The 21,829-nt window shown below is 44.2% G+C and carries 23 protein-coding genes; 8 read left to right on the top strand and 15 right to left on the bottom strand.

Annotation, left to right across the window (positions count from 1 at the left end; all coding sequences use genetic code 11):
* Positions 1 to 56: 56 nt before the first annotated feature.
* Complete coding sequence (locus tag KFV11_RS09545; RefSeq protein ID WP_254249810.1) at positions 57 to 1,154, bottom strand: DUF1648 domain-containing protein; 1,098 nt, start codon at positions 1,152 to 1,154, stop codon at positions 57 to 59.
* Positions 1,147 to 1,521 carry a GntR family transcriptional regulator gene (locus tag KFV11_RS09550; protein WP_149459875.1) on the bottom strand — a complete coding sequence of 125 codons (375 nt, stop codon included), beginning with the start codon at positions 1,519 to 1,521 and terminating at the stop codon, positions 1,147 to 1,149. Before KFV11_RS09550 ends, KFV11_RS09545 begins: the two co-directional genes overlap by 8 nt.
* A gap of 188 nt (positions 1,522 to 1,709) precedes the next feature.
* Between KFV11_RS09550 and KFV11_RS09555 the strand changes: the two genes are divergently transcribed.
* Both KFV11_RS09555 and KFV11_RS09560 read left to right on the top strand, forming a co-directional pair.
* A complete protein-coding gene (locus KFV11_RS09555; RefSeq protein ID WP_254249811.1) occupies positions 1,710 to 2,750 on the top strand; it encodes an NADH:flavin oxidoreductase/NADH oxidase in 1,041 nt (346 codons plus the stop codon).
* A 4-nt stretch (positions 2,751 to 2,754) separates the two neighbouring features.
* Positions 2,755 to 3,405, top strand: a complete 651-nt coding sequence (locus tag KFV11_RS09560; RefSeq protein ID WP_254249812.1) for an HAD family hydrolase — start codon at positions 2,755 to 2,757, stop codon at positions 3,403 to 3,405.
* Positions 3,406 to 3,418: 13 nt separating this feature from the next.
* Here KFV11_RS09560 and KFV11_RS09565 read toward each other — a convergent pair whose 3' ends face one another.
* Entirely contained in the window at positions 3,419 to 3,832 is a 414-nt protein-coding gene (locus KFV11_RS09565) for a DUF2188 domain-containing protein (RefSeq protein ID WP_254249813.1), read from the bottom strand.
* Positions 3,833 to 3,953: 121 nt separating this feature from the next.
* On the opposite strand from KFV11_RS09565, the gene KFV11_RS09570 reads away from it, so the two are divergent.
* Positions 3,954 to 4,658 (top strand): PepSY domain-containing protein, encoded by a 705-nt coding sequence (locus tag KFV11_RS09570; protein ID WP_170234617.1) that lies wholly within the window; start codon positions 3,954 to 3,956, stop codon positions 4,656 to 4,658.
* A gap of 44 nt (positions 4,659 to 4,702) precedes the next feature.
* On the opposite strand, the gene KFV11_RS09575 is transcribed toward KFV11_RS09570, so the two are convergent.
* Positions 4,703 to 5,932: an aminopeptidase gene (locus KFV11_RS09575; RefSeq protein ID WP_149459870.1), complete on the bottom strand. Its 1,230-nt coding sequence runs from the start codon at positions 5,930 to 5,932 to the stop codon at positions 4,703 to 4,705.
* A 252-nt stretch (positions 5,933 to 6,184) separates the two neighbouring features.
* Between KFV11_RS09575 and KFV11_RS09580 the strand changes: the two genes are divergently transcribed.
* Complete coding sequence (locus tag KFV11_RS09580) at positions 6,185 to 6,739, top strand: thioredoxin family protein (RefSeq protein WP_254249814.1); 555 nt, start codon at positions 6,185 to 6,187, stop codon at positions 6,737 to 6,739.
* Positions 6,740 to 6,862: 123 nt separating this feature from the next.
* Here the strand turns inward: KFV11_RS09580 and KFV11_RS09585 are convergent, their stop codons facing one another.
* From KFV11_RS09585 to KFV11_RS09620, 8 genes are all read right to left on the bottom strand, one after another.
* Positions 6,863 to 7,762 carry a nuclease-related domain-containing protein gene (locus tag KFV11_RS09585; RefSeq protein ID WP_149459868.1) on the bottom strand — a complete coding sequence of 300 codons (900 nt, stop codon included), beginning with the start codon at positions 7,760 to 7,762 and terminating at the stop codon, positions 6,863 to 6,865.
* Positions 7,763 to 7,821: 59 nt separating this feature from the next.
* On the bottom strand, positions 7,822 to 8,271 hold the full coding sequence (locus KFV11_RS09590) for a GNAT family N-acetyltransferase (protein ID WP_149459867.1): 450 nt from the start codon (positions 8,269 to 8,271) through the stop codon (positions 7,822 to 7,824).
* Between the two features lie 13 nt (positions 8,272 to 8,284).
* Positions 8,285 to 8,896 carry a LysE/ArgO family amino acid transporter gene (locus tag KFV11_RS09595; protein WP_149459886.1) on the bottom strand — a complete coding sequence of 204 codons (612 nt, stop codon included), beginning with the start codon at positions 8,894 to 8,896 and terminating at the stop codon, positions 8,285 to 8,287.
* A gap of 51 nt (positions 8,897 to 8,947) precedes the next feature.
* Complete coding sequence (locus tag KFV11_RS09600) at positions 8,948 to 9,424, bottom strand: DinB family protein (protein ID WP_254249815.1); 477 nt, start codon at positions 9,422 to 9,424, stop codon at positions 8,948 to 8,950.
* A gap of 1 nt (position 9,425) precedes the next feature.
* Positions 9,426 to 11,495, bottom strand: a complete 2,070-nt coding sequence (locus tag KFV11_RS09605; protein WP_254249816.1) for a HelD family protein — start codon at positions 11,493 to 11,495, stop codon at positions 9,426 to 9,428.
* 53 nt (positions 11,496 to 11,548) lie between these two features.
* A complete protein-coding gene (locus KFV11_RS09610) occupies positions 11,549 to 12,046 on the bottom strand; it encodes a hypothetical protein (RefSeq protein ID WP_149459864.1) in 498 nt (165 codons plus the stop codon).
* 140 nt (positions 12,047 to 12,186) lie between these two features.
* Positions 12,187 to 13,023: a nuclease-related domain-containing protein gene (locus KFV11_RS09615; protein ID WP_254249817.1), complete on the bottom strand. Its 837-nt coding sequence runs from the start codon at positions 13,021 to 13,023 to the stop codon at positions 12,187 to 12,189.
* A 152-nt stretch (positions 13,024 to 13,175) separates the two neighbouring features.
* A complete protein-coding gene (locus tag KFV11_RS09620; RefSeq protein ID WP_254249818.1) occupies positions 13,176 to 14,372 on the bottom strand; it encodes an NAD(P)/FAD-dependent oxidoreductase in 1,197 nt (398 codons plus the stop codon).
* Between the two features lie 160 nt (positions 14,373 to 14,532).
* On the opposite strand from KFV11_RS09620, the gene KFV11_RS09625 reads away from it, so the two are divergent.
* Positions 14,533 to 14,763 carry a hypothetical protein gene (locus tag KFV11_RS09625; RefSeq protein ID WP_149459861.1) on the top strand — a complete coding sequence of 77 codons (231 nt, stop codon included), beginning with the start codon at positions 14,533 to 14,535 and terminating at the stop codon, positions 14,761 to 14,763.
* Between the two features lie 38 nt (positions 14,764 to 14,801).
* Complete coding sequence (locus KFV11_RS09630) at positions 14,802 to 15,950, top strand: low temperature requirement protein A (protein WP_149459860.1); 1,149 nt, start codon at positions 14,802 to 14,804, stop codon at positions 15,948 to 15,950.
* Between the two features lie 13 nt (positions 15,951 to 15,963).
* Here KFV11_RS09630 and KFV11_RS09635 read toward each other — a convergent pair whose 3' ends face one another.
* Positions 15,964 to 16,611 carry a metallophosphoesterase family protein gene (locus tag KFV11_RS09635; RefSeq protein ID WP_149459859.1) on the bottom strand — a complete coding sequence of 216 codons (648 nt, stop codon included), beginning with the start codon at positions 16,609 to 16,611 and terminating at the stop codon, positions 15,964 to 15,966.
* 126 nt (positions 16,612 to 16,737) lie between these two features.
* Between KFV11_RS09635 and KFV11_RS09640 the strand changes: the two genes are divergently transcribed.
* Both KFV11_RS09640 and KFV11_RS09645 read left to right on the top strand, forming a co-directional pair.
* Positions 16,738 to 16,836, top strand: a complete 99-nt coding sequence (locus tag KFV11_RS09640) for a type I toxin-antitoxin system Fst family toxin (RefSeq protein WP_149459858.1) — start codon at positions 16,738 to 16,740, stop codon at positions 16,834 to 16,836.
* A gap of 255 nt (positions 16,837 to 17,091) precedes the next feature.
* Positions 17,092 to 18,402, top strand: coding sequence for a PepSY-associated TM helix domain-containing protein (locus KFV11_RS09645; RefSeq protein WP_254249819.1), 1,311 nt, complete (start codon positions 17,092 to 17,094; stop codon positions 18,400 to 18,402).
* A 31-nt stretch (positions 18,403 to 18,433) separates the two neighbouring features.
* Here the strand turns inward: KFV11_RS09645 and KFV11_RS09650 are convergent, their stop codons facing one another.
* Together KFV11_RS09650 and KFV11_RS09655 are read right to left on the bottom strand one after the other, a co-directional pair.
* Positions 18,434 to 20,038, bottom strand: a complete 1,605-nt coding sequence (locus tag KFV11_RS09650; RefSeq protein WP_254249820.1) for an ABC transporter substrate-binding protein — start codon at positions 20,036 to 20,038, stop codon at positions 18,434 to 18,436.
* An 11-nt stretch (positions 20,039 to 20,049) separates the two neighbouring features.
* Positions 20,050 to 21,660 carry an SgrR family transcriptional regulator gene (locus KFV11_RS09655; protein ID WP_149459855.1) on the bottom strand — a complete coding sequence of 537 codons (1,611 nt, stop codon included), beginning with the start codon at positions 21,658 to 21,660 and terminating at the stop codon, positions 20,050 to 20,052.
* Positions 21,661 to 21,829 lie beyond the last annotated feature (169 nt).

The raw sequence follows: 21,829 nt of genomic DNA on the forward strand, positions 1-21,829 counted from the left end.
CTTGAACTTATTATAGGAAAGATTGGCCTTGATTGCATGTAATAACGCGCTGCCGGCTAGCCGAAAATAAATAATAAAATGATCGGCAGCAGCGTCACAATAAGAATTACAGCGGAAATAAGCAGTGCTTCCGGCCGTGCAAAGTTCATCGTCATCCCGAACTGCGAAACTTTCGGCACCCAGACGCTCGAATCCTGCTTATTGTAGTAAAACAAGCCCCATTTGTAGTTACTGTCATCATGATAAGGTGCTTTATCGACTACTGCTGCAGTTTCCCGGTACTTTTTGTCTGCACGGAACTGATAAATGATACTGAGAACAATCGGGATAATCATGCCGGCAATCATCACCGGCATGACATAACCCGGCATATAGCCCGGCGGGAACAATAACGGCTGCACAAGAATAAAACTGAACATCAGTGACACGACAACAGCGATGATAAACATCAAATAGCTGTTGTTTCTTCTCACGCTGCTCTCATATTGCTGTGACGCCTCTTTCGCTGCGGGATTAAGCATCATCGGAAAACAGCTGATGGCTGAATTGACCGCTATCAGCAGCAGAAGAATGCCGTAACCGAGCAGCCCTGAATAGAATACAGTGCCGATACTCTTGTCCTCCCAGCGGTCCGCTTCATTATTGATGTTCCAGTGCACCGCTATTCTGTCTGGTATATGACTATAGTTCAGCGCCGTGTAAATCACACTGAGCGTCAGCAGCGCGAATGGAATTAAATAAATCTGCCATGGCAGCAGTGCAAGATCATCCCGGGCAGCTGTATTTGCTGTCCGCAGCATTTTTACACCGGCCATCCAGTCATCTCTCTCTTTCAGTGCCTTCATCTTTTCATTGGCGTTCCTGTACAACAGTACATCTATGATGAGCAGCAGATTGAGCAGCATCATCAATATAATGACCGCTGTATGGCCGGCAGACAGCATGACGATAAAGTTGACCATGGCGCTGAGCACTGCCGCTGTAATGACCTGCACTCTAAACTGTTTGATGATGTCCCTTACTTCAGCTTCCTTCCGGTACTTGTCAGGAACGTACACGGAAAACAACATATTACGTTTAACGAAGCGTCCTGATAACAGTATGACGAGGCCTGTCACCCCTATAATCAAACTTGTGACTATCGCTTCAATCATCATTTTCACACTCCTTGATTAATTGATAGATGGCTTCTTTAGATAACCGCAGACATCTTGCTTCATCTATAATAGGCTGCAGTCGTTCTTTCAGTAACTGTACTTCACTGGCACTGGCCGCTCTCACCGCTTCCGGATGAATCATGGCACCCGACTTCGGCTGCACTTGAATAAAGCGTTTATCCTCCAGATAATGGTAGGCTTTGTTCACGGTATGCATGTTAATCCCGAGGTCGCCTGCAAGCATGCGACCGGACGGCAGCGCTTCGTACGGCACCAGCTCTTTGTTCGCAATGCCCCGGATAATCTGATTGGCCAGCTGCAGATAAATCGGGGTGCTGCTTTGATCATCGAGTTCTATATACATTATGTCACCACCTGTTCTATTATTTGTATAACAGAATAACAAGCAAAAAATTAGGAACGTTACAACTGTTCTACTGATAGTAGAACACTATTTCCTCATTGTGTAAACTGTAACTTTAAAATCTTCAAGCATATTCATGTTATATTGCTTTATTCATTACTATAATAAACGGTATAGGAGGAATGATGATGAAGACTTTATTGAACACACCTTTTACATATAAGAATATGGAACTTAAAAACCGCGTGGTCATGCCGCCGATGTGCCAGTATTCTGTCACAAAGGAAGATGGCACACCGAATGACTGGCACTTTGTCCACTACGCATCCAGGGCTGTCGGTCAGACCGGCCTTATTATCGTCGAGATGACCAATATAGAGCCGGACGGCAGAATTACTGCCAACTGCCTTGGACTATGGGATGATGCCCAGATCCCAGCGTACAAGCAGCTCGTAGACGTCATTCATGCACAAGGCAGCAAAGCAGCGATCCAGATTGCGCATGCCGGCCGTAAAGCGACACACATTAAAACACCGGTCAGCTCGTCAGAAATGCCGGTTGAAGCTCATTCGGAGTTCGGCGAGACACGTTATCCAAGAGCGCTGTCCACTGAAGAAGTGAAGCAGATGGTGGATAAATATAAGGAAGCCGCGCGCCGCGCCGTTGCAGCCGGATTTGATTCGATCGAAATACACGGCGCCCATGGTTACTTGATCCATCAGTTCCATTCACCAGGCATCAACAAACGTGACGATGACTACGGCCGTGACTTATCATTGTTCGGCGTCGAAGTGATCAAAGCCGTTAAGTCAGTCATGCCGGAAGATATGCCGCTGATGTTCAGAATATCTGCCCGTGAATATATGGACGGCGGCTATAATGTGGACCATGCTCTTGAACTCGGCCGCAAATATAAAGAAGCAGGCGTCGATTTATTCGATATTTCAACAGGCGGAGAAGCACCGGCCGGCAGCGACAAGCCCGGCAACTATCCAGGCTACCAAGTACCGTTCGCCCGCCGCTTCAAAGAAGAACTTGATGTTCCAGTTATCGCAGTCGGCATACTGGACACACCGGAAGTCGCTGAAATGACATTGAAAAATAATGACGCTGATTTAATCGCAGTCGGCCGTGGTATGCTGAATGACCCGTACTGGACGATTCATGCTGTCAAACAGCTGAGAGATGAAATCATCGTTCCAACACAATATGAACGGGGCATCAGATAGCACTATGACGTATAAAAATATATTATTTGACCTTGATGGCACGTTAACAGATCCAAAGCTTGGTATTACAAACTCCATCATCTTCTCACTCGGCAAGCTCGATATCGCTGCTCCGCATAACGACGAACTGGAACATTTTATCGGGCCGCCGCTCAGTGAAAGCTATGAATCCACTTACCAACTGACTGGTGACAGAAATCATCTGGCGATTGATTACTACCGGGAATATTTTTCGGACAAAGGCCTTTATGAAAACAAAGTATACGAAGGCATCGAAGAGCTGCTCAAGGAACTGAAGTCAGCAGGATGTCATCTGTTTGTCGCTACGAGTAAGCCTGTCGTATTTGCAGAGCAGATACTTGAGCACTTCAAGCTGGATGGTTATTTCGATGCTATCGCCGGCAGTGAGCTTGACGGTACAAGAGTCCATAAAGATGAAGTCATCAAGTTTGTCGTCGACCGCTATCAGCTCGATGTCCATGACTGTGTGATGATCGGCGACAGAAAGCATGATTTAGTCGGCGCCCGCAAAAATAACATGGATGCAATCGGCGTCATGTATGGTTACGGTAGTCTTGCTGAACTGGAAAATGAACAACCTGTAACAGTCGTGGAGTCCGTTGAAGAACTCGGCGATTATTTAAAAGCACATTAACAAGGAGAGCAGTCTACTGCTCTCCTTTGTTATGCTGTATCACTTTCGTGCCTTTGTTGCCGGCGATTTCCTTTGCCCGGTCGACTGCTTCTTTCTTCGTGCTGAAAGTGCCGCTCGCACGCTTTGCACTCACAGTTTTCACTTTCCACGCATCTTCTTCGTAGTACACTTCAACATCCTCATCCATCAGCTCGGGATTCGCCGATGCGTCTTTACTGTGCTTTGAGACTTTCTTGTTCTTCAGTTCTTTCAGTTCATCAGCAGATGCATCTTTATACCATTTTTCCGCCTGACTTGTTGCAATCGGAATGGCATCCGCTTCTTTGTAACCATTCGTCAGCATCGCGTTACCGATATCAATCGCTTTTTTGCGTTCCAGTTCATCGAGGTTCTTCCAGCTGTCCGGATAATTCTGAGTAGTCCACATTAATGATCCGCCCCTTTCAGTTATACTGTTCTATACCACTTTTGCTGCCAGTTATTCACAATAAAGTTTAGCGGTAATTGAAAGAGGTTATGAGTTTAGTAAAAGTACACAGGAGGATATGATGATGAAATTTAAAATACTAAGCCTGCTGTTGACTGCTGGTCTCGCTCTTGCAGCGTGTGATGCAGATAACAGTAATGATAAAGCAACCAGTCCGGACGATAAAAATAAATCAGAAGTTGATTCTTCAGAAGCGAATAAATCAGACGCAGTCAAAAAGAATGAAGCTGCGAATGTCACAAAAGACAGCAATGCCAATGATGAAGACGATGCAGATGACGCTGTGAAAGATGACGAGAAAGCTTCATCAAGTAAAGACAGTGAGGACAAGATGCTGCTCTCTAAAGATGAGATCACTGCGACGCCTGATGACATCATTAAACAGCTGCAAAATGACAACAAGCAGGGAAAACTGACGAATATCGATTTTGAAAATGATAACGGCCAGTGGGTCTATAAAATCGGTCAGAATGAAAACAATAAAAATATGGTATACACCTATTCCATGAAAGATAAGAAACTGCTGTCCTCTAAAGAAGATGCAGTAGCTAAAGACGAACAGACATTCAACTATGACAAGATGCTGTCTTTCGACGAAGCACTGACAAAAGCACAGAATAAAACAAGTAAAGACGCTAAAATCAAAGAATGGACGCTTGAATCAAAAGATAACATTCCAGTCTATGAGTTCAAATTGATGGACGGCAGCAAAGAAAAAACTGTTATGGTCGACCCGTATGAAGGAGAAACTCACGTAGAGGAATAAATAATAACCCCGCAGACACTGAAACGTATCTGCGGGGTTTGTTATTAAATCACCCAGTTGCCATTGCGGAATACCGGTTCTGATGTGCCGTCTTCCTTGACACCATCGATTGAAAGATCCGGGCCGCCGATCATAAAGTCGACATGAATGATTGAACTGTTCATTCCTCGTGCCGTCAGCTCTTCTTTTGATAATGATTTACCATCTGCGATCGCATTCGGGAATGAGCGGCCGAGTGCGACGTGGCATGATGCATTTTCATCGTACAATGTATTATAGAACAACACGCCAGAATTCGATATCGGTGAATCGTCAGGTACAAGCGCGATTTCACCAAGACGTCGTGCACCGTCATCACTGTCCAGCATATTTTTCAGCACTTCATAGCCCTGCCCCGCTTCGAAGTCAGTGACGACACCGTCTTTGAATGTCAGCTTGAAGTCATCGATGATCGCACTGTTGTAACTCAGCGGTCTTGTGTTGCCGATCACGCCGTTCACCCGTCTGAAGTCAGGGGATGTGAACACTTCTTCAGTCGGCATGTTCACTTGAATTTCCACACCATCAGCATTGACGGCACTCGCACCAAGCCAAATATGGCCTTTGTTCAGACCGATTTCAACATCTGTCCGTTCGGACTTGTAGTGCAGCTTATCATAACCTTTGTCAGTGAGCACGCGTGCCTTCTCGTTTAACTTCTCATTATGCAGCCGCCAAGCTTCGACCGGGTCCTCCTGGTCCACACGCACTGCCTTGATCATTTCATCAAGCAGCTTCATGCGCGCTTCCTCGCCTTTTAAGTCAGGAAACACAAGTTCCGCCCACGCTGTATTCGGAAATGCTACGATGCTCCATGTAAAGTCATAACGCCCGACCGCACGTGCATAGTCACGGTTTGCTTCACCAAGCGCCTTGGCAGACGCCGCGATTTTAGCGGGATCCGCCTGTTTCAGCAGTTCAGGTGTCTGAGAATAAATCTTTAAGTTAGCAATGCGCTCTGCAACGTAAGCGTTCGTTTCATCGATGCGGTACTGTTCTACTGTTTCGAACACGTCAATTGGTGCGTGCTCGTACTTCATCTGCAGCGATGGACCGTCTGACAGTTTCTGGATGACTTCTTTTGCACCTGCTGCGTATGAGGCACGTGTCAGTTCACGTACAAAGTCAATGGCATCAATATCTGCATTCAGTACAACACGCTGGCCCGGCTGCACGTTAAGCCCTACTTTAACGACTAATTCAGCATACTTTTTTACTTTTTCTTCATAATTCATGCGATCACTCCTTTGTCATTTAATTATATTATATCGGAAAACGAAATAAATGAGGAGAAAAAAATAAAAAAGGGACCAGTGCGTACTGGTCCTGAAGGAGACTTGCAGTATGAAAAAATTAGCTGTCTTAAGATTATCAGGCCTTCAATGAAGATTCATCCGTATTTACCGCAAATTCAATAAAAAATCAGATTATTTTGAGAGCTTTATCGGCATTGCTATAATGGGATTGAATACAAGGGAGGAATCATCATGACAACATTAAAGACTTATTTTGAGAACGGACTGACAGCTGATGACTATATCAATCAGATGGAAGTGAATAAAGAAGAGATGCAGACGATCTACGACAACTTCGAACTGCCGGAAGATGCACGTCTTGAATCCGTGACCGATAAACACCTGAAAGCAATCGCCATCACTGAAGACTGGTGCGGAGATGCAATGATGACTATTCCAGTACTGCTGAAAATCGCAGAACAAGCAGGCATCGACGTGCGCTTTGTCCTGCGTGATGAAAACCTTGATTTAATCGATCAGTATTTGACAAACGGCACAGCCCGCGCTATTCCTATTTTCGTCTTCATGGATAATGACTATCATCAGACAGCTGTCTGGGGGCCGCGTGCTCAGAAAGTACAGGAGTTTGTCACTGAAACACGGAGCGACCTGCCTGCTAAAGAAGACCCGACTTTCGACGAGAAAAGCAAAGAAAAACATCAAGTCATTCACGACAAATATAAAAACACGCCGGAGTTCTGGCAGGAAGTGTATCAATCTATCGTTGACCGACTCGTCCATGCATAGCTGACAGTTGAGTAACGGCTCGTTGTTGTTTATCCGGGAAACTGGTCCACATTTTGATTTGTGGGCCACTTTTTGAGTGAAACTGGTCCACATTTTGATTTGTGGACCAATTTTGAACTTGTTCTACAAATAGTATTTCACTGATTTTTTCTGTCCTGTAGATTTGAAATATTCTCGCAGCAGCCTTTTAAGTGTTGTCCGGCTGGATAATTGACACCATTCCTCAGCCTCACTAATACTAAAGGGTACTTCTTGTAAGTAATATAGGTCTTGCAGACTTCTCAACAAAATTTCTTTTCTCATAAAGACTCTCATGCATGCCGGGCAGTTGTAATATTTTTTGCCGGTCAACAGAATCTCTATCCGCTTTCTGCACAACGGACATTTTAAACCTCCGGCTATACTGCTAAACTCAGTTTTAACGGGCATATTCAAATGAGGGTTCGGCTGATGTCTCTGTAGTAAATGGTTACCAAGCTGCATATTATGTTCGGTCATAGGATGCGGATTGTCGATAGCAGAAAGGTGATGTTTCAGCTGACTTTTGTACAGCCACTGTTCTTTCTTACTGCCATCAAGATGGAACGTCTCATTAATAAATACAATATAGCTTTCGACTTCATACCGCCAGTCATAACTTTTTATTTCACTTTCCAGTACTGCATGTGCCACAGCAAGCTGCGTATCCGGATTTTTAATTTTGCTGCCTGTCCTGGAGACAAACATATTTCCCTGCAACTGATATGAGCCTTTGAAGTTCTTTACATCATAATGCGTCACGACATAATCATGGATTACAATAAAATCAAACTGCGCTTCACCACAACGATTATTGAGCGAAACGTCCCATAATACGACTGCATGCTTATATGCTTTGATCAGCTCAGCAAAAGACCACTCACCTTGATAGCCCGACTGATAGATGGCATAGTCTTTCGACTGCTTATCAGTCATCTTGACCCGTCCGACCAGCGCATCATAATATTTCAGTCGATAAGGTACGTCACATGATTTTAGTAACAAATGACACCTCCTCTCACTATATTTTATTATAATATAACAAAATAAAAAACATCTTATTATTAATAAGATGTTAACTTTTTCTCCCAGTATATTATGTCAGAACTCTCACTTGTGACGTTAAACGCGAGCTTCTCGAGCACGCGCTGCGACGCCGGGTTATCCTTAAAACACTCTGCTTTCACGGTTAAAGCTGCATTCCGTGCGTACACATCAGCCAGCAGCGCACTGACACTTTCAGTCGCATAGCCCTGTCCGTGATAGTCCTGCAAAAAGCTGTATCCTACTTCAATTTCCAGCGATTCATCCGGCTTCCCTTTAAAGCCGATGTCACCGATATAAGTGCCGTCTTTCAGCTGCACAATCCACACATCCCATCCTGTCAAAGTCGGGTCGATCGACAGCTTCTCGACATGGTTCAAAAATCGCTCTTGCACCGGCTCATCCGCTGTCATGTCATCGATTAACTGCTTGTCAAGCGGCCGGATGGTCAGCCTTTTCGTTATAATCATCTTCTTCCCCCTGTTAAATCAATTCCATAAGCTGTCTCACCAGCATGACGATCACGATCAAGATGATGAATACCGACAGCTTGTTAATAGCAGTGAGCAGTTTGCCATCTTTATCAATATGACCCGCTTTTCTGCCGGCAACAGCGAGCATGAAGAACCAGAGCCATGACACAGCGATACACGTCAATGTGTACGCCCATTTTTCAGCACCGTCATAAGCGATTGAATTCGTCCCGATGACGCCGACTGTATCCATGATCGCATGAGGATTGAGCAGTGACACCGACATAGCAAACAACACCTGCTTCTTCGCTGACAGCGGCGCTCCTTCTTCTGCCGTCACAGCACTTGTCCATATTGACCAGCTCATATAAAGGAGAAATATGATACCGACGATATAAAGCGCGATCTGCAGTGAAGGCATACTCACAATAATGACCGATACACCAAGCACGGCGAGACTGATCAAGAGCGTATCACAAAGCGCCGCTGTTAATATCACGGGAAGTGCACGAGCAAATTTCTGCTGTGTCGCCCCTTGATTAAACACAAAGATGTTCTGCACACCAAGCGGCAGAATCAGCCCGATGGCCAGTAAAAATGCATGTAATACAGCTTGCAGCACGATAGTAACCTCCAGTGAGCGCATTAAAATAGACATCTCTCAAGATGTCTATCATTCAAATAATTGAATCGTTCGAAGATCTTCTCCTTCAACTTTCAGAAAGCTGAACAGCTGGCTGCGGTGATGACTTAAATGCGTCAAAATAGTGAGCAGCCACTCCGTCTGACTGTATGCCGTCCCCCAGTAACTGCGGGATCTGCGCACCAAGTCTTCCTGTTCCAGCTCTTTATACGCATCCTCTAACATAATGAAGCTCAAGTCAAGCCGCGCTTCCAGCATTTCAATCGTTGTCAGCTCTTTCTCCCAGTAAAAATAAAACTGCCGGATTTCTTCTTCCGCTGCACCTTGTGACAATCTGTAGTCTGCTTCCGGAAGCAGCACAATATGTCTCAGCAGTTCAAGACACGTCCGGCCCCCGGGATAGATTTCCTGCTCCATAGAGAAGAAGCTGACACAGTGCATCAGTTCTTTAATACTCTCGACCTGAAATTTGATCTGGCTGAATATCGGGTTTAATGGTGGCTGCATATCAATCCTCTTTTCCGACGAGCGTCAAACTTCTAGTCGCTCTTGAGGCGAGCGTATAAAGCAGAAACTTGTCCTGCTCTTGATCATACCCGTCATAATCAATAATGAAGACATATGAAAATTCAAAGCCTTTTGACATGTAGTTCGGCATGATGAGCTTCCCTTTCGTAAAGATGAACTGGTCATGCGTCAGCAAAGTGACGTCCGGCATAGCGAGTGCCGCGTTAATCGCTTCAGCGTGAGCTGCATCCCGGCTGATAATAGCAGCACTCTCGGAATCAAGTGTCTTCAACTGCTCCTTGAAAGCTTCAAAAGAAATAGATGTTACTTCCCTGCCCTGCACACCGAGTGATTCAGTCGTATCATTATCAATCAGCTGTTTTGTGAACTCTGTGATCTGAACAGTAGACCGGTATGATTTGGTCAGTTCAATGGCATTCAACTGGTCCAGCGTATTGACCGGGAACGGATGAACGAGTTGATGCTTATCGCCGAGCATTGTCTTTCTCGCGTTAGGAAAAACAGCTGAAATGCAGGCCAGCTGAACCGGGCTGTAGTCCTGGACTTCATCAATAATCAAGTGCTGGATTTTCGGTTCTTTCTGCAGCCCTTTGATCACAACATTGAGATAAAGCAGCGGAGCGATGTCCTCATAGTTAAGTGCCCTATTTTTAAGCGCCGCCATCGTCCGGTTTCTTGTGCCGCTATCCAGCCGTTTCAACGTATCGAGATAAATGCGCTCAATATTGACGAACTGAAGATGCGCAATATAATTTTTAAGCGTTCTGAACTGCTTGGTCATCTCCTGCTTTGCCCGACGTTCAAGCTCATCATCTGTACCGATATACGTATGCACTTTTTTCAGTGCTTTCGTCCGCTCTTTGATCGCTTTATCGAGTGCCTTATGGTAGCGGGGTGTCAGCTCGACTTGAATCTTCTTAAGCCGTGTATCGATAGGTGATGACTTGAACTTGTCATAGAACAAATATTCAAGTTCTTCAGTCGTAGCAAAAGGCTCCTCTTTAATGCGCACTGTTCTGAACTTCAGTTCACGCTCGGCAAGCTGCGCGATCGTCCGGTCGAGCGCAGCGAGCATTGCCTCGGATGATTTCAATGTAAAGTCGTGCTGCTCTTCAGCGCCGGCATGTCTCATCCGTTCAATATGCTTGAACAGCGTCTCATATTCGTTGCGCCGGCCGAGCTTGTAGCGGAGCCGGAAAAACGTCGTCGCGTTGATTGATGCTTCTCCAAGTTCGGGCAGCACTTCACCGATATAGTCACCGAACATTTCATTCGGTGTGATGAAGAGCATATTGTCAGCCGACATTTTATGACGGTGCAAATATAACAAGTAGGCAATCCGCTGCATGGCAATGGACGTCTTTCCGCTGCCCGGCGGTCCGAGCACAAGCATATCTTTAGCAGACGTCTGCCTAATAATCTCGTTCTGATCCTGCTGGATTGTCGAGACGATGGCTTTCATCCGGTCTTTCGCAGTGTCCACCAATAGATGCTGCAGTGCATCATCACCGATATAAAGTTCAGAATCGAAGACGTCCAGCAGTCTGCCGTCTTCAATGACCAGCTGGATCCGCTCATTGACATCGACCGTTCTCGCGCCGACATCCGGTACATTGTAAGTCACCGGTCCAAGGTGATTGGCATAGTACGTGCTTGCGACCGGCGTCCGCCAGTCATATATAATTAAATCGTTTGTCGATGGGTCTTTTAAACTGTTAAGGCCGATGTAAAGCTTTTCCCGGCCTGCATCGTCATCAGTAATGGTCACCGCTCCGAAATAAGGACGGTCCTTCATTCTACTTAAGCTGCCGGCAACATCCTGCCGGTTGACTTGAATCTCTTCCTGCATTTTAAGCGACGGCAGTACTTGTGAATATTCAATCTGTGTATCATCGGAAATCTCAGAACCAAGCTCGGCCAGCGCGTGACGCCGTTCTTCAATCAACTCGCCGGTCGTTCTGGACAGTTCACCTGTCAGTTCATCATGTATGACATCAATCAGGCTGATGACACCTTCAAGATGCAGTGCTTCTTTATCTTTTGAAACCATAACATCCTCCTTTGCAGTATTACTATTTTAGCGGATTACGCAGTGAGATACAGCTATTTTGACCGCAGTGCCCGCGATAACTGCGAACGTGCCGGCTTTCTATGGATCAGGAGCTGTTTGAACTCACGCGGTGATAAATAAGACAATCTCATATGAAAATAATTGATGTATTCAAGCCACATAAAACTATAGATCAGTATCAGAAGCAGCGGCTGACTGACCGGCAGATTGATGACCATCAGTATAGTCGCAGTGATCATCGCTATAATAATCAGCCGGTGCAGCCAAGCGAACCGGCTGCGCTGTGCAGCAGTCAATCTTACGGGTCGCTTTTCTTTAATACAGCTGTTCATAATCGACCAGAAATAGCTCCCGGCCGCAAGTATGATGCAGATTGTCAGCAAAGGAACGATGTACAGCGGATTCAATAAATAACTGCGTGCCTCTTCATTAATAACAGCAGTAATGCCCCATAATATAATGAATCCTGCAGCAGATGCACCTTCCCCGTACATCAGCTGCTTGACTTCTCGCTGCAAAGACGTTGTCATAGCGCCCCTCCTTTCAGGAAATGCATCATAACTCTCGCGCTTGTGATGCAATTACTGCTTTTTGCATCATAACTTTCGTACTTGTGATGCAATTACTGCTTTTTGCATCATAACTTTCGCGCTTGTGATGCAATTATGGCTTATAAATAATATTTCGTGCCTTTTGTATGGCCGGTTGACTTGAATTTTGATTTCAGCACGCGGTATACGCTTGCTCGTGAAGGGTTACCGCACCAGGCCATTGCTTCCTTTAAATGAAAAGGACTGCCCTTCAAATAATAAAGTTCAGTTAAATTATATTCAAGAAGCGCATGATACAAAGTCGTCCGACTGCATAGTGGACATCGAAACTTCCGCCGGCCTTTGAACGTCACTTCTACAAGCTTGCAGCATTGCGGGCACTTCATACCCCGGGCGACTGCCGAGAACTCACTTTTAACCGGCAGTATGTGATCATGGGGGTTATGACAAGACAGCAAATAATTGCCGAGACCAATATTGTCATGCTTCAGATGATTCGCACGCTCCAGCTCACGGAGATGACGTTTCAACTGCCCGGGAAACAGCCAGTGTTCATTATCGTTATTACCCGAAAAATGAAAGTCTTCATTAATAAAGACGACATAACTTTCCACTTCATAGTGAGAGCTGTAACTGTCGGCATGTGCCTTCAATATTCCGTCCGCCCTCAGCAGCTGGCCAAGCGGGTTTTTCATCAAATGTCCGAACGATGATTTCAAGTTATCGCCGGTCAGAACGTAATGACCTTTGACATTCTTCACGTCGTAATGAATTAAACGGCTGCCGTGAATGACTAGAAAATCAAACTGCGCACTTCCTTTATACTGCCAGTCAAGCGCAACATCCCATAACACTATGCATTCCTGCAAGCTTTCAATCATTTGAAAGAACTTTCTTTCCCCGGCAAATCCTGCTGCTGCTTTATAATATTCTGCCTGCTGCCGCTCGGTTAACATTGTGCGGCCGCTCAGTGCCTGATACTATGATAAGCTCTTCATATCTGCTAAACTTTTAATAATCATTGGACACCTCCATATGTTAACTTAAAGTTAACACAGAAGTGGATTTTCTCAAGCAAACAAAATAACCTGACTCAAGCAGTGTCAGGTTATCGCTCCAGTTTGAATAAACGGTGCTGAGGATTCTCTTCTCCGCGTATCATTTCAAGCAGCAATTTTGCTCCAAATGCCGAATAGACTGTTCCATTGCCGCCGTAACCAAGCAGCATGTAGCAGTTCGGCATGTCCGGCACTTCTCCGATAAACGGCTTCCCGTCTTTTGTTTCACCGAACCGCGCACCGTAACAGTCAGCCGCTTCCAGCGTAATCGTCGGGAATAACTTATGAAACTCACGGATTAACCGGCGGGATTTTTTACGGATCAGTCGTTTAGAAGGGATTCTTCTGTTATTATCATCAAGTCCGCCGACTAGAATTCTGTTGCCTTCTACATGCCTGATGTATAGATAAGGTCTCGCTGTCTCCCAGAGCATCGCCTTATCAGCCCAGAACTGATTACTGCTCAGCGGCTTGGAGACAAGGGCGAAAGAGCGGACGAAGCGCTTCTTCTTGATCGCCTTCACGAACTCATTATCCGCATAGCCCCCAGCATAAACAACGTGCTGCGCTGTAATATGGTGACGAGTGACATCACAGCGCACTTCCTCTCCGTCGCTTCTCCAGTTCAGCAGCTCAGTCCGTTCAAAAACCTTAAGCCCGTAGTCCGATACCGCCTTCTCAACTAAACGCTGGATAAATACGTACGGGTTAATTTCTCCGTCACAATGCGTCACAAGCCCCATCGACCGAGGGATTCCATATTTGTTGTACAGCTCCGTTCCAGTCAACAGCTCACACGGGAAGCCGAACTTCCTGAGGGCGATATACTCTGCCCGTAACATACTATCATGCCGTTTCTTTGAAGCATAAAGGACGCTATCACGGTCATGAAATTCTACATCAGCAGGCAGTTCTGTGCATAGTTCACGGATATAATTCATACCGCGGAATGACAGCTCATAAAATTCGTATGCGTCTTCCTCACCGAAATCTTCAATACAGTCAGCAAGCGGTTTATCGCTCATAAACTGCAGCAGTCCTGTATTAGCTGCCGAACTTTCTCCGGCAATCGTTTCTTTATCAATCATAATCGTTCGATAGCCAGCGCGTGCCATCGTAAATGCGGTTATCGCACCGCTCATACCGCCGCCCACGATAAGAACGTCACAGACCGCGTCATGGTCAAGCGCTGGATAATGTTTATTATAGTAAGTCTTCGGCCAGAATAATTCTCCGTTATGCAGCATTAAGTTGCCCTCCTCGCTTTTCAATTATATACCCCATTGTTTGACATGACTACTGCTCTCTAGTAATTTGTAGTAACTAATTACTAGAGAGGATTATATGTATAATATAAGCTTTTTAGGGTATAAACTAACAAATCTATTGTTAAGGGAGCTTGAAATCATGTCAGAAAGTAATGAATACTTACACATTGAAGTTTTAATGGAAGATGGAGTCACTCTCAGTCATTTTGAACGTTTGACGACTAACGAAAGCATCACTTTCAACAACTTCATCGCAAAATTTGACCGTAATGCTAACGGATTTTTATCTATTAAAGAAGGCGATACTTTTTCAGCTATCAATGTCGACAAAATTTTAAAATTGACACCTAAAGATATTCATCACTTTTAAGATCAGTTCACATTGATTTTTTCAAAAGGGGGTCAGCAATGAAAGAGCATTTTGCCGAAGATTTAACAGACAGGCATGAAGAGGAAACAAAGAGTGTGGAACTAACAGAACTCTTCTATGATCTGGTTTATGTTTTTGCTATTGCACAAATATCCCACACGATTCTTAACGGCAAAAATGGTGATATCCCGCTCGACAGCTTTATGAAATATATTGTGATGACGCTTGTGTTTTATTCAGTCTGGTCATACCAGACTGCTTACACAAACCGGTTCGGCGCTCTCCGACCAAAGGACGTCGTGTTTTTGCTGTTCAATATGTTCATCGCTATCTTCCTCGCTATCAGCCTGGACAAGCATTTTTCAGAAGTATTTGATGCGGTTAATATCTGCATCGCGATTCTGTATTTTTCAACCAGTCTGCAGTTCTTTCTAAGTCTGCTCGATAAAATCACAGATGAAGACAGATTCGCAGCCATTACTTTCGGGACAGCGATGCTGATCAGTGCTGTTCTTGCGACTTTCTCGATTGTATTGTCTTCTCCGTTAATGTACATCTTCTTCGGGCTTGCTATTGTGACTGCTTGCGTGTTCCCGATGCCTTTCACAAAAAAGCTGAAGCAGTCAGCTATTAACGTGCCGCATATGGTTGAACGCTATACGCTGCTGACCATTATTATGTTCGGTGAGACCATTATTGGACTGACTAAAATATTCAAGATTGATGATATTAAATATACAGATTTCTTATTATTTTTGATTATTGTCTCTCTGTTCGGCTCTTACTGGATGAAGACAAACCGGTTGATCAGCTATGATAGATACGCCTCTGGTATGACGCTGACTATCGCTCATTTCTTTATACTGATTGGTCTTGGCATGGTCAACGCATCACTTATTCTTGACGCCAACAATGATGTCACGAACCTGTTCAAAGTTCAGTTGATGTACGGTGCGCTCGGCTGTTATTTCACCGGACTGCTGCTGACCTTGAATTATTCTCATGAAGATTTTAAGCACGATAAGCATATGATTGTCATTATGACTGCTATACTCATCGCCGGCTTTTTTATAGAATATTTACTGAAGGACGCACCGTATACATTGCCGATTTCAACTTCAATCATTACAGTATCTATATTTTTTGTCTCTTCTTATATTTACCGCACAAAATATCCTCAGGAATAACAAGACGACCACCTTACCGGTGATCGTCTTGTTCTACTTTCTCAGTGAACGTGCGCAGCAGGCGGCCGTCAGCACTGATCAGCACGGCTGACAGCGCAGTAAAATTACCTGCCCCGCTGTCTATATTCAAGCTGTGAAATTTCTCTGTATATTCCGGTCGTCCTGTCAAAGTCGGTGTATGGCCGATGACCTGCAATTGCTTCATCCGCTTCAGCTTCCCGCGGAACCGCAGCACACTCCACCATGAATCTTCCTTGAACTTTCTGACACCTAAGAAGTTCACACCGGCATGAGAAACGTAGATCGCTTTGTTCTCATAAAACAGTGGTAAGTTTTTCATCCAGTTGACGTCGTCTTGATAACGATGCAGCAGGTCATAGTCCTTCAATGTATTGCGGTAATTATCCTTCATCTCTTGCAACGGTGTATGACTTTCGATGTATTTGACCATCTCATATTCGTGGTTCCCTTTAAGACACACCGTATCAGGATACTGCCGCTGCAGTTTTCTGATCAGCGCGACGACCTGCCTTGAATGCTGGCCCTTATTAATATAGTCACCGACAAATAACAGCTGCTCCTGCGACGGGTGCCAATGTTTAAGAATTTTTTTCAGTGTATGATAGCAGCCGTGGACATCTCCTATAATATAGTAATTCATTGGTTAATCCATCCTTTTATTAGTTGTTATCATTAAATTACCACTATTTTATGCGAACATGCGTTCTATTTTATGTTATAATGGCTATGTCGTCACCCTCGTTTATTAGCGGGAGGAGGTGTTATAATGGATGAAATCCTTGTTCGCTTGATTCCTGCTCTGATGAGCGGAATCGCTATCACTTATTTCGGTTACTGGCTGAATCATCGGGATAAGGATCAGTAAATTGACGACAACACCACAAAAAATCCCAGGTCGACTCGCACTCGACCTGGGATTTAGTGTTATCTGAATGAATCCTGTTCGCTTTTATTATAGCATAAAAGCTATGATGATGCCATTTTACTTTTCCAGCAGCCGTTCCACTAAAATACATAACTCTGTAAAATTTCTGTCGCTATTTTTTCACAATCTTTTTGCTAATAACTATAGCGATTATGGTAAGATTTCCTAAGATTGTGAAAAAGGAGTTCAACACTTATGACGAAATACTTCAATAACATTTTCTGGCGCTGGCATTTTTACGCCGGATTGTTTATCACCCCTCTGCTCATCACATTAAGTATCAGCGGCATTTTATATTTATTTTATCCGCAAGTAGAGCAGGTCGTGAACCATGACGCACTGTTCGGTCAGACCGGTAAGCCAAAGCAGTCGTTAGACGCCGGTCTGCATGATATCGAAATGAAATATCCCGGCTGGCATGTGATGAAAGTCAGCTTCCCGAAAGCAGACTATAACATACGCATCACATTGATGGGACCTGATGACGGCAGCAAAGTCATCTATCTTGATCATCATAACCATATTCAGGCTGCGCTTAATCCTGCCCAATTATTCTCGAATATCACAAGAGAATTCCATTCTCATCTGCTGACGGGCAACACTATTGTCAATTACATGGTCGAACTTGCTGCCTGCTGGACGTTATTTCTTATAGCGACCGGATTATTTATGACGTTCTACAAGAAATATTTAACGCAGCCGAAGTCCAAGATCGACCGCAAAAACAAAGCGAAATTCCATGCACTGCTCGGTACTGTATTCGCCCTGCCGCTTACACTGCTCATTCTTTCAGGACTGCCATGGTCAGGTTATCTCGGTGATAAAATTTACAGCTTTGCGGTCGACCATACGGTCATCGGCTTCCCGGAAGCTGAAAAGATAGCCCCTGTGTCAAATAATGAAATTCCTTGGGCGACGAGGAATGAGCATACTAATTCCACAGCTGCTCATAGCGCCCGGCTGCCGCTCAGCCGCGTCGTCCAGCTGGCAGAAGAAGAATCATTCCACAGACCGTATTCCATCAGTGTGCCGATGGATGACAGAGGCACTTACGTCTTATCAGTCAACAGTGCTACAGGCGTCACAGGACTCGACGCAAGCCCGTTTGATGAACGGACGATTCACCTCGACCAGTACTCCGGTATGAAACTTGCGATTTTTGATTTTGCTGATTACGGCATTCTCGCCAAACTAATTGCGATCTCCATTCCTCTTCATGAAGGTCAGCTGTTCGGTGTCATCAATCAGCTTATCAATCTGCTCGTTACTAGTGCCTTATTAGTTATTGCAGGTTACGGCATTAACATTTACTTGATGCGCAAAGTGCGGGGCAGCTTATCAAGTCCGCGCGCGCAGCGCTATAACCGTTATTCATGGATTTTTGCCGCGCTGCTGCTTATTATGGGAATACTGATGCCTTTGTTCGGCTTATCAGTGCTGGTTATTGCTGTAATAGAAATCATACTGCTCCTCGTACGCAGAAAGAAAAAACAATTAACCATATAATATATTATAAAGCGTGGTCTACTGACCACGCTTATTTTGTGACAATCATCCGGTCATATTTAAATGTGCCGTAGTGATAACATTGAAAGTTCTTCAGTGCATCCGGAAAGTAAATGACGCGCTTTCTGATATAAAGTGGAATAACGTACGCCTGCTCCACCCATTGCTCAAAAAGCTGCGCCGCATAACCTCTTGACGCTTTTGCAGACATATTTTTAATCGTACTGAGAAATTCTTTTGACGTTGTCAGCAGCTGATACCATTCCTTGAATTTACTCTGTGTCAGTAAATTGATGGTCAAGAGCGGCTGCGACTGATGAAGCGCTTCATACATCCATATTAAATCTACATCAATATGTGCCAGATTAGTGCGTAAATAAAGTTCATGCGTCAACTTCATATATTCAGCAGGAATATGATGATTGCTGAATATTTCAGCTATGAAATGAATATCATTGATTGACATATCATCCACTAAAATTTTCACGGGATGACAAAACTCCGGTGCTTCCATCGTCGTCTCTTCATAAGCTGATGACAATGTATAGAGGGCAGCGGGCAGTTCCAGCCGGCTGACGGCCTGCAGAATGATATGCCTGATAAATCGTCTTTGTCTCAATGATAATCTATCAGCAAGCGGGTTAAACACAAGCAGCTCGTTAAAAGCATAGCACAGCTGGGTCGTCATCCCTTTCGCCTTCATCAGACTCATGCTCTGGTCAACGGTGCGATGCCCCCGGGCAAAGTAATGGATGGTCTTGACGTCCGGATTGATAGGTTTATAGTAATAATTAGCTTTTAATACCATTTCAGTTGTCTCATGCTTATGAATATAATAAGGTCCGGTGCCTAATAGTTCTCCTTCTTCCAGCTTATAGATTGAACTGAACGTTTCTGCCATCATATATTTGATATTATTGCACGGTTCAACAAATGTCAGTGTCAGATGAGTGTCATCAAATAGTTCAATGGACAGGAGTGATTGGTATAAATACTGGTATTCGCTCTGCTCTTTTAAGATCAGCAGCACATATTTGACATGCTCACTCGTCAGTAAACTGCCATCACTAAAGAGAATGCCTTTCTTCAAATAAAGATGCAGAATATTATCCTGCCATTCATCATAGCGCAGCAGCTGATAGACGATTTCTCCAGTTTCATCTACTCTGTACAGCGTCTCAAAGACTTGCAGACAAATTTGAATACCGCCCAGTTCCTTCAAGTAGGCCGGATGAAGCGTGACAGGAATGGTCGGTACATAATCCATGACTGTCACTTCCAGCGGCTTATCATCCGGATGGAAGTACTGCTCCATCAAGCGCTCTTTCAGTGATTCAACGACTGTGATGCTCCAGGGGAGTGATAAGAGCTCGTTGATTTCTGCCAAAGTCATCGTTTTATCGTGATTGACGATTTCAAAAAACAGCTGTTTTTCAATATCGATGAGAAAATCGAGATGACATTTATTGCCCCGCCCCTGCCCGGGATAATATTCAATATAACCTGCATCCTCCCATGTTTTCAGCAGTCTTGATAACTGCCTTCCTGATAATCCCAGCACTTCAGCAAACAGATTCATCTCAAATTCATGCTGCTCCAGTAACCGTTTAACAATCAATAACCGCGTGTCTATCATAACTATCCCTCCTATGCTGCTGTCACAATGATCTTACTGTAGTCGACAATACCAAAGTGACCAGGTCTGACATTTTTAAACGAAGAAGGAAAGCGATAATGATGCTCTATTCTGTAGACAGGAATAAACAATGCCTGCTTCATTAAGTAGTCCCCGTACATCCGCTCTGCATAAGGCCAGTATGCCGCGTGACGGTTAGTGTATATATATCGGAGCTTCGTACTACAGGCCATGTCTTTGAACCACTCTTTGAATTTGCTGCACTGCAGCCAGCCATAGAATAATCGGTCCGGTTCATATATTTCATTCATACCGATGATATCGGCATCCGAGTCATCCAGATGCATATACTTAAAATCATGTGACGAGGTCATCACGACTTCAAGCGGAATGCCTGCGCTTTGTAAATAATCTGTCAGCTTTAAATGATGGTCTGAATCCTGCCGGACCAATATTTTAACAGCGTCACTAAATATCACTTCATTGTCCCGTATTCTCTCAAGAGCAGACAAATATGTGTCGAAGAGCCGACAGGACGAAGTGCCACCTTGCTGCGCAAAGTAGTCCATTATCCGAAGCGACAAATAACGTCTCTGCTTAATATTAAGTCTGTCACTCCGGGGATTAAATATAAAACTTTCCATACTGACCACTTCATCAGCAGTGAGCTCGGTGAACTGACGTGCCTTCAAAAAATCGTTGTATTCCTCTTTATCAGTCGTGAGCCATAAAGTCGTAATATCACTTGTATTGTTGAAATAGAAGAGATTGGACTCAAGTTTCAAGGTGTCCCGCTGTCTCTCAGCGATACAATACGGTCCGGTACCAATGTATTCTCCTTCTTTCTCTTTATAAATACTAGCAGGCAAAGTCGTCAGCTTCTCGCGGATGGAATCAATATGCTGCGTGCCGGTGATTTCAACAGTATAGAGCCCGCTCGCCTTAATGCATTCAACCGTACTGAAGAACCTCTTATAGCGTTCATGGGTAATCAGCTCGTTAAGACAGGTGGCCACACATCTTGCATTCATGACCGTTCCATCAGAGAATTTTACATTCCGTTTTAAATGAAGCGTTAAAATATTTTCATGCCATTCCTCAAAGATGACAAGAAACGGCTGAATGTCTCCTTTTTCGTTGAAGTGATATAACCGGCTCATCGTGTTAACAATGATCAGTGAAGTGTTGGGATCCAGTAGTGTCAGCGGATGGTATGAGGAAGGTATGAATGAGATGTATTCCATATAACTGAAGTCAGGGTAGATATAGCATTTTTCATTTCTCGCATTAGCGACAGCGTCATTAATCACTGTATGGATTTGTCGTTTCACCCGCTGCGGCAATGGCAGCTTCAACAGTTGCGTAATTTCTTCAATAGACTTCTTTTCTATAGCACCGAAAAAATAGTCGATCACTTGTTCTTCTACATCCATTTTAAAGTCTATTTTCGAGTTATTCCCTCTGCCGTTTCCTGCTTTGTAATCTATCAGACCTTCATTCTCCCATTTTTTCAGCATACGTGTTAACTGTCTGCTGGAAACATTCAAGTATTCTGCGATTTGTTCTCTTGTGCGATTAGCTCCTGCAATATAGTCCTTAAGCAGCAGTAATTTAATATCCATAATAAACACCTCTATCTGTGCTCTTCATGTCAGAGCCGATCTACATAATAACTCATACCTTATAATCTAACTATTAAACCATATATTGTTACAAGATAAAAGAACGGCTCATATTTTATAGTTGTCAATGGATACTTTATTAAAATTATAAAATACTACTAGCATATAG

This window comes from Macrococcus equipercicus (assembly GCF_024205945.1).
GTDB classification, from domain to species: domain Bacteria; phylum Bacillota; class Bacilli; order Staphylococcales; family Staphylococcaceae; genus Macrococcus; species Macrococcus equipercicus.

Excerpts from the sequence above, each read along its gene's own strand:
- KFV11_RS09545 (WP_254249810.1), bottom strand. The coding sequence starts at position 1,154 with ATGATTGAAGCGATAGTCACAAGTTTGATTATAGGGGTGACAGGCCTC.
- KFV11_RS09550 (WP_149459875.1), bottom strand. The coding sequence starts at position 1,521 with ATGTATATAGAACTCGATGATCAAAGCAGCACCCCGATTTATCTGCAG.
- KFV11_RS09555 (WP_254249811.1), top strand. The coding sequence starts at position 1,710 with ATGAAGACTTTATTGAACACACCTTTTACATATAAGAATATGGAACTT.
- KFV11_RS09560 (WP_254249812.1), top strand. The coding sequence starts at position 2,755 with ATGACGTATAAAAATATATTATTTGACCTTGATGGCACGTTAACAGAT.
- KFV11_RS09565 (WP_254249813.1), bottom strand. The coding sequence starts at position 3,832 with ATGTGGACTACTCAGAATTATCCGGACAGCTGGAAGAACCTCGATGAA.
- KFV11_RS09570 (WP_170234617.1), top strand. The coding sequence starts at position 3,954 with ATGATGAAATTTAAAATACTAAGCCTGCTGTTGACTGCTGGTCTCGCT.
- KFV11_RS09575 (WP_149459870.1), bottom strand. The coding sequence starts at position 5,932 with ATGAATTATGAAGAAAAAGTAAAAAAGTATGCTGAATTAGTCGTTAAA.
- KFV11_RS09580 (WP_254249814.1), top strand. The coding sequence starts at position 6,185 with ATGACAACATTAAAGACTTATTTTGAGAACGGACTGACAGCTGATGAC.
- KFV11_RS09590 (WP_149459867.1), bottom strand. The coding sequence starts at position 8,271 with ATGATTATAACGAAAAGGCTGACCATCCGGCCGCTTGACAAGCAGTTA.
- KFV11_RS09600 (WP_254249815.1), bottom strand. The coding sequence starts at position 9,424 with ATGCAGCCACCATTAAACCCGATATTCAGCCAGATCAAATTTCAGGTC.
- KFV11_RS09605 (WP_254249816.1), bottom strand. The coding sequence starts at position 11,495 with ATGGTTTCAAAAGATAAAGAAGCACTGCATCTTGAAGGTGTCATCAGC.
- KFV11_RS09610 (WP_149459864.1), bottom strand. The coding sequence starts at position 12,046 with ATGACAACGTCTTTGCAGCGAGAAGTCAAGCAGCTGATGTACGGGGAA.
- KFV11_RS09615 (WP_254249817.1), bottom strand. The coding sequence starts at position 13,023 with ATGTTAACCGAGCGGCAGCAGGCAGAATATTATAAAGCAGCAGCAGGA.
- KFV11_RS09620 (WP_254249818.1), bottom strand. The coding sequence starts at position 14,372 with ATGCTGCATAACGGAGAATTATTCTGGCCGAAGACTTACTATAATAAA.
- KFV11_RS09625 (WP_149459861.1), top strand. The coding sequence starts at position 14,533 with ATGTCAGAAAGTAATGAATACTTACACATTGAAGTTTTAATGGAAGAT.
- KFV11_RS09630 (WP_149459860.1), top strand. The coding sequence starts at position 14,802 with ATGAAAGAGCATTTTGCCGAAGATTTAACAGACAGGCATGAAGAGGAA.
- KFV11_RS09635 (WP_149459859.1), bottom strand. The coding sequence starts at position 16,611 with ATGAATTACTATATTATAGGAGATGTCCACGGCTGCTATCATACACTG.
- KFV11_RS09640 (WP_149459858.1), top strand. The coding sequence starts at position 16,738 with ATGGATGAAATCCTTGTTCGCTTGATTCCTGCTCTGATGAGCGGAATC.
- KFV11_RS09645 (WP_254249819.1), top strand. The coding sequence starts at position 17,092 with ATGACGAAATACTTCAATAACATTTTCTGGCGCTGGCATTTTTACGCC.
- KFV11_RS09650 (WP_254249820.1), bottom strand. The coding sequence starts at position 20,038 with ATGATAGACACGCGGTTATTGATTGTTAAACGGTTACTGGAGCAGCAT.
- KFV11_RS09655 (WP_149459855.1), bottom strand. The coding sequence starts at position 21,660 with ATGGATATTAAATTACTGCTGCTTAAGGACTATATTGCAGGAGCTAAT.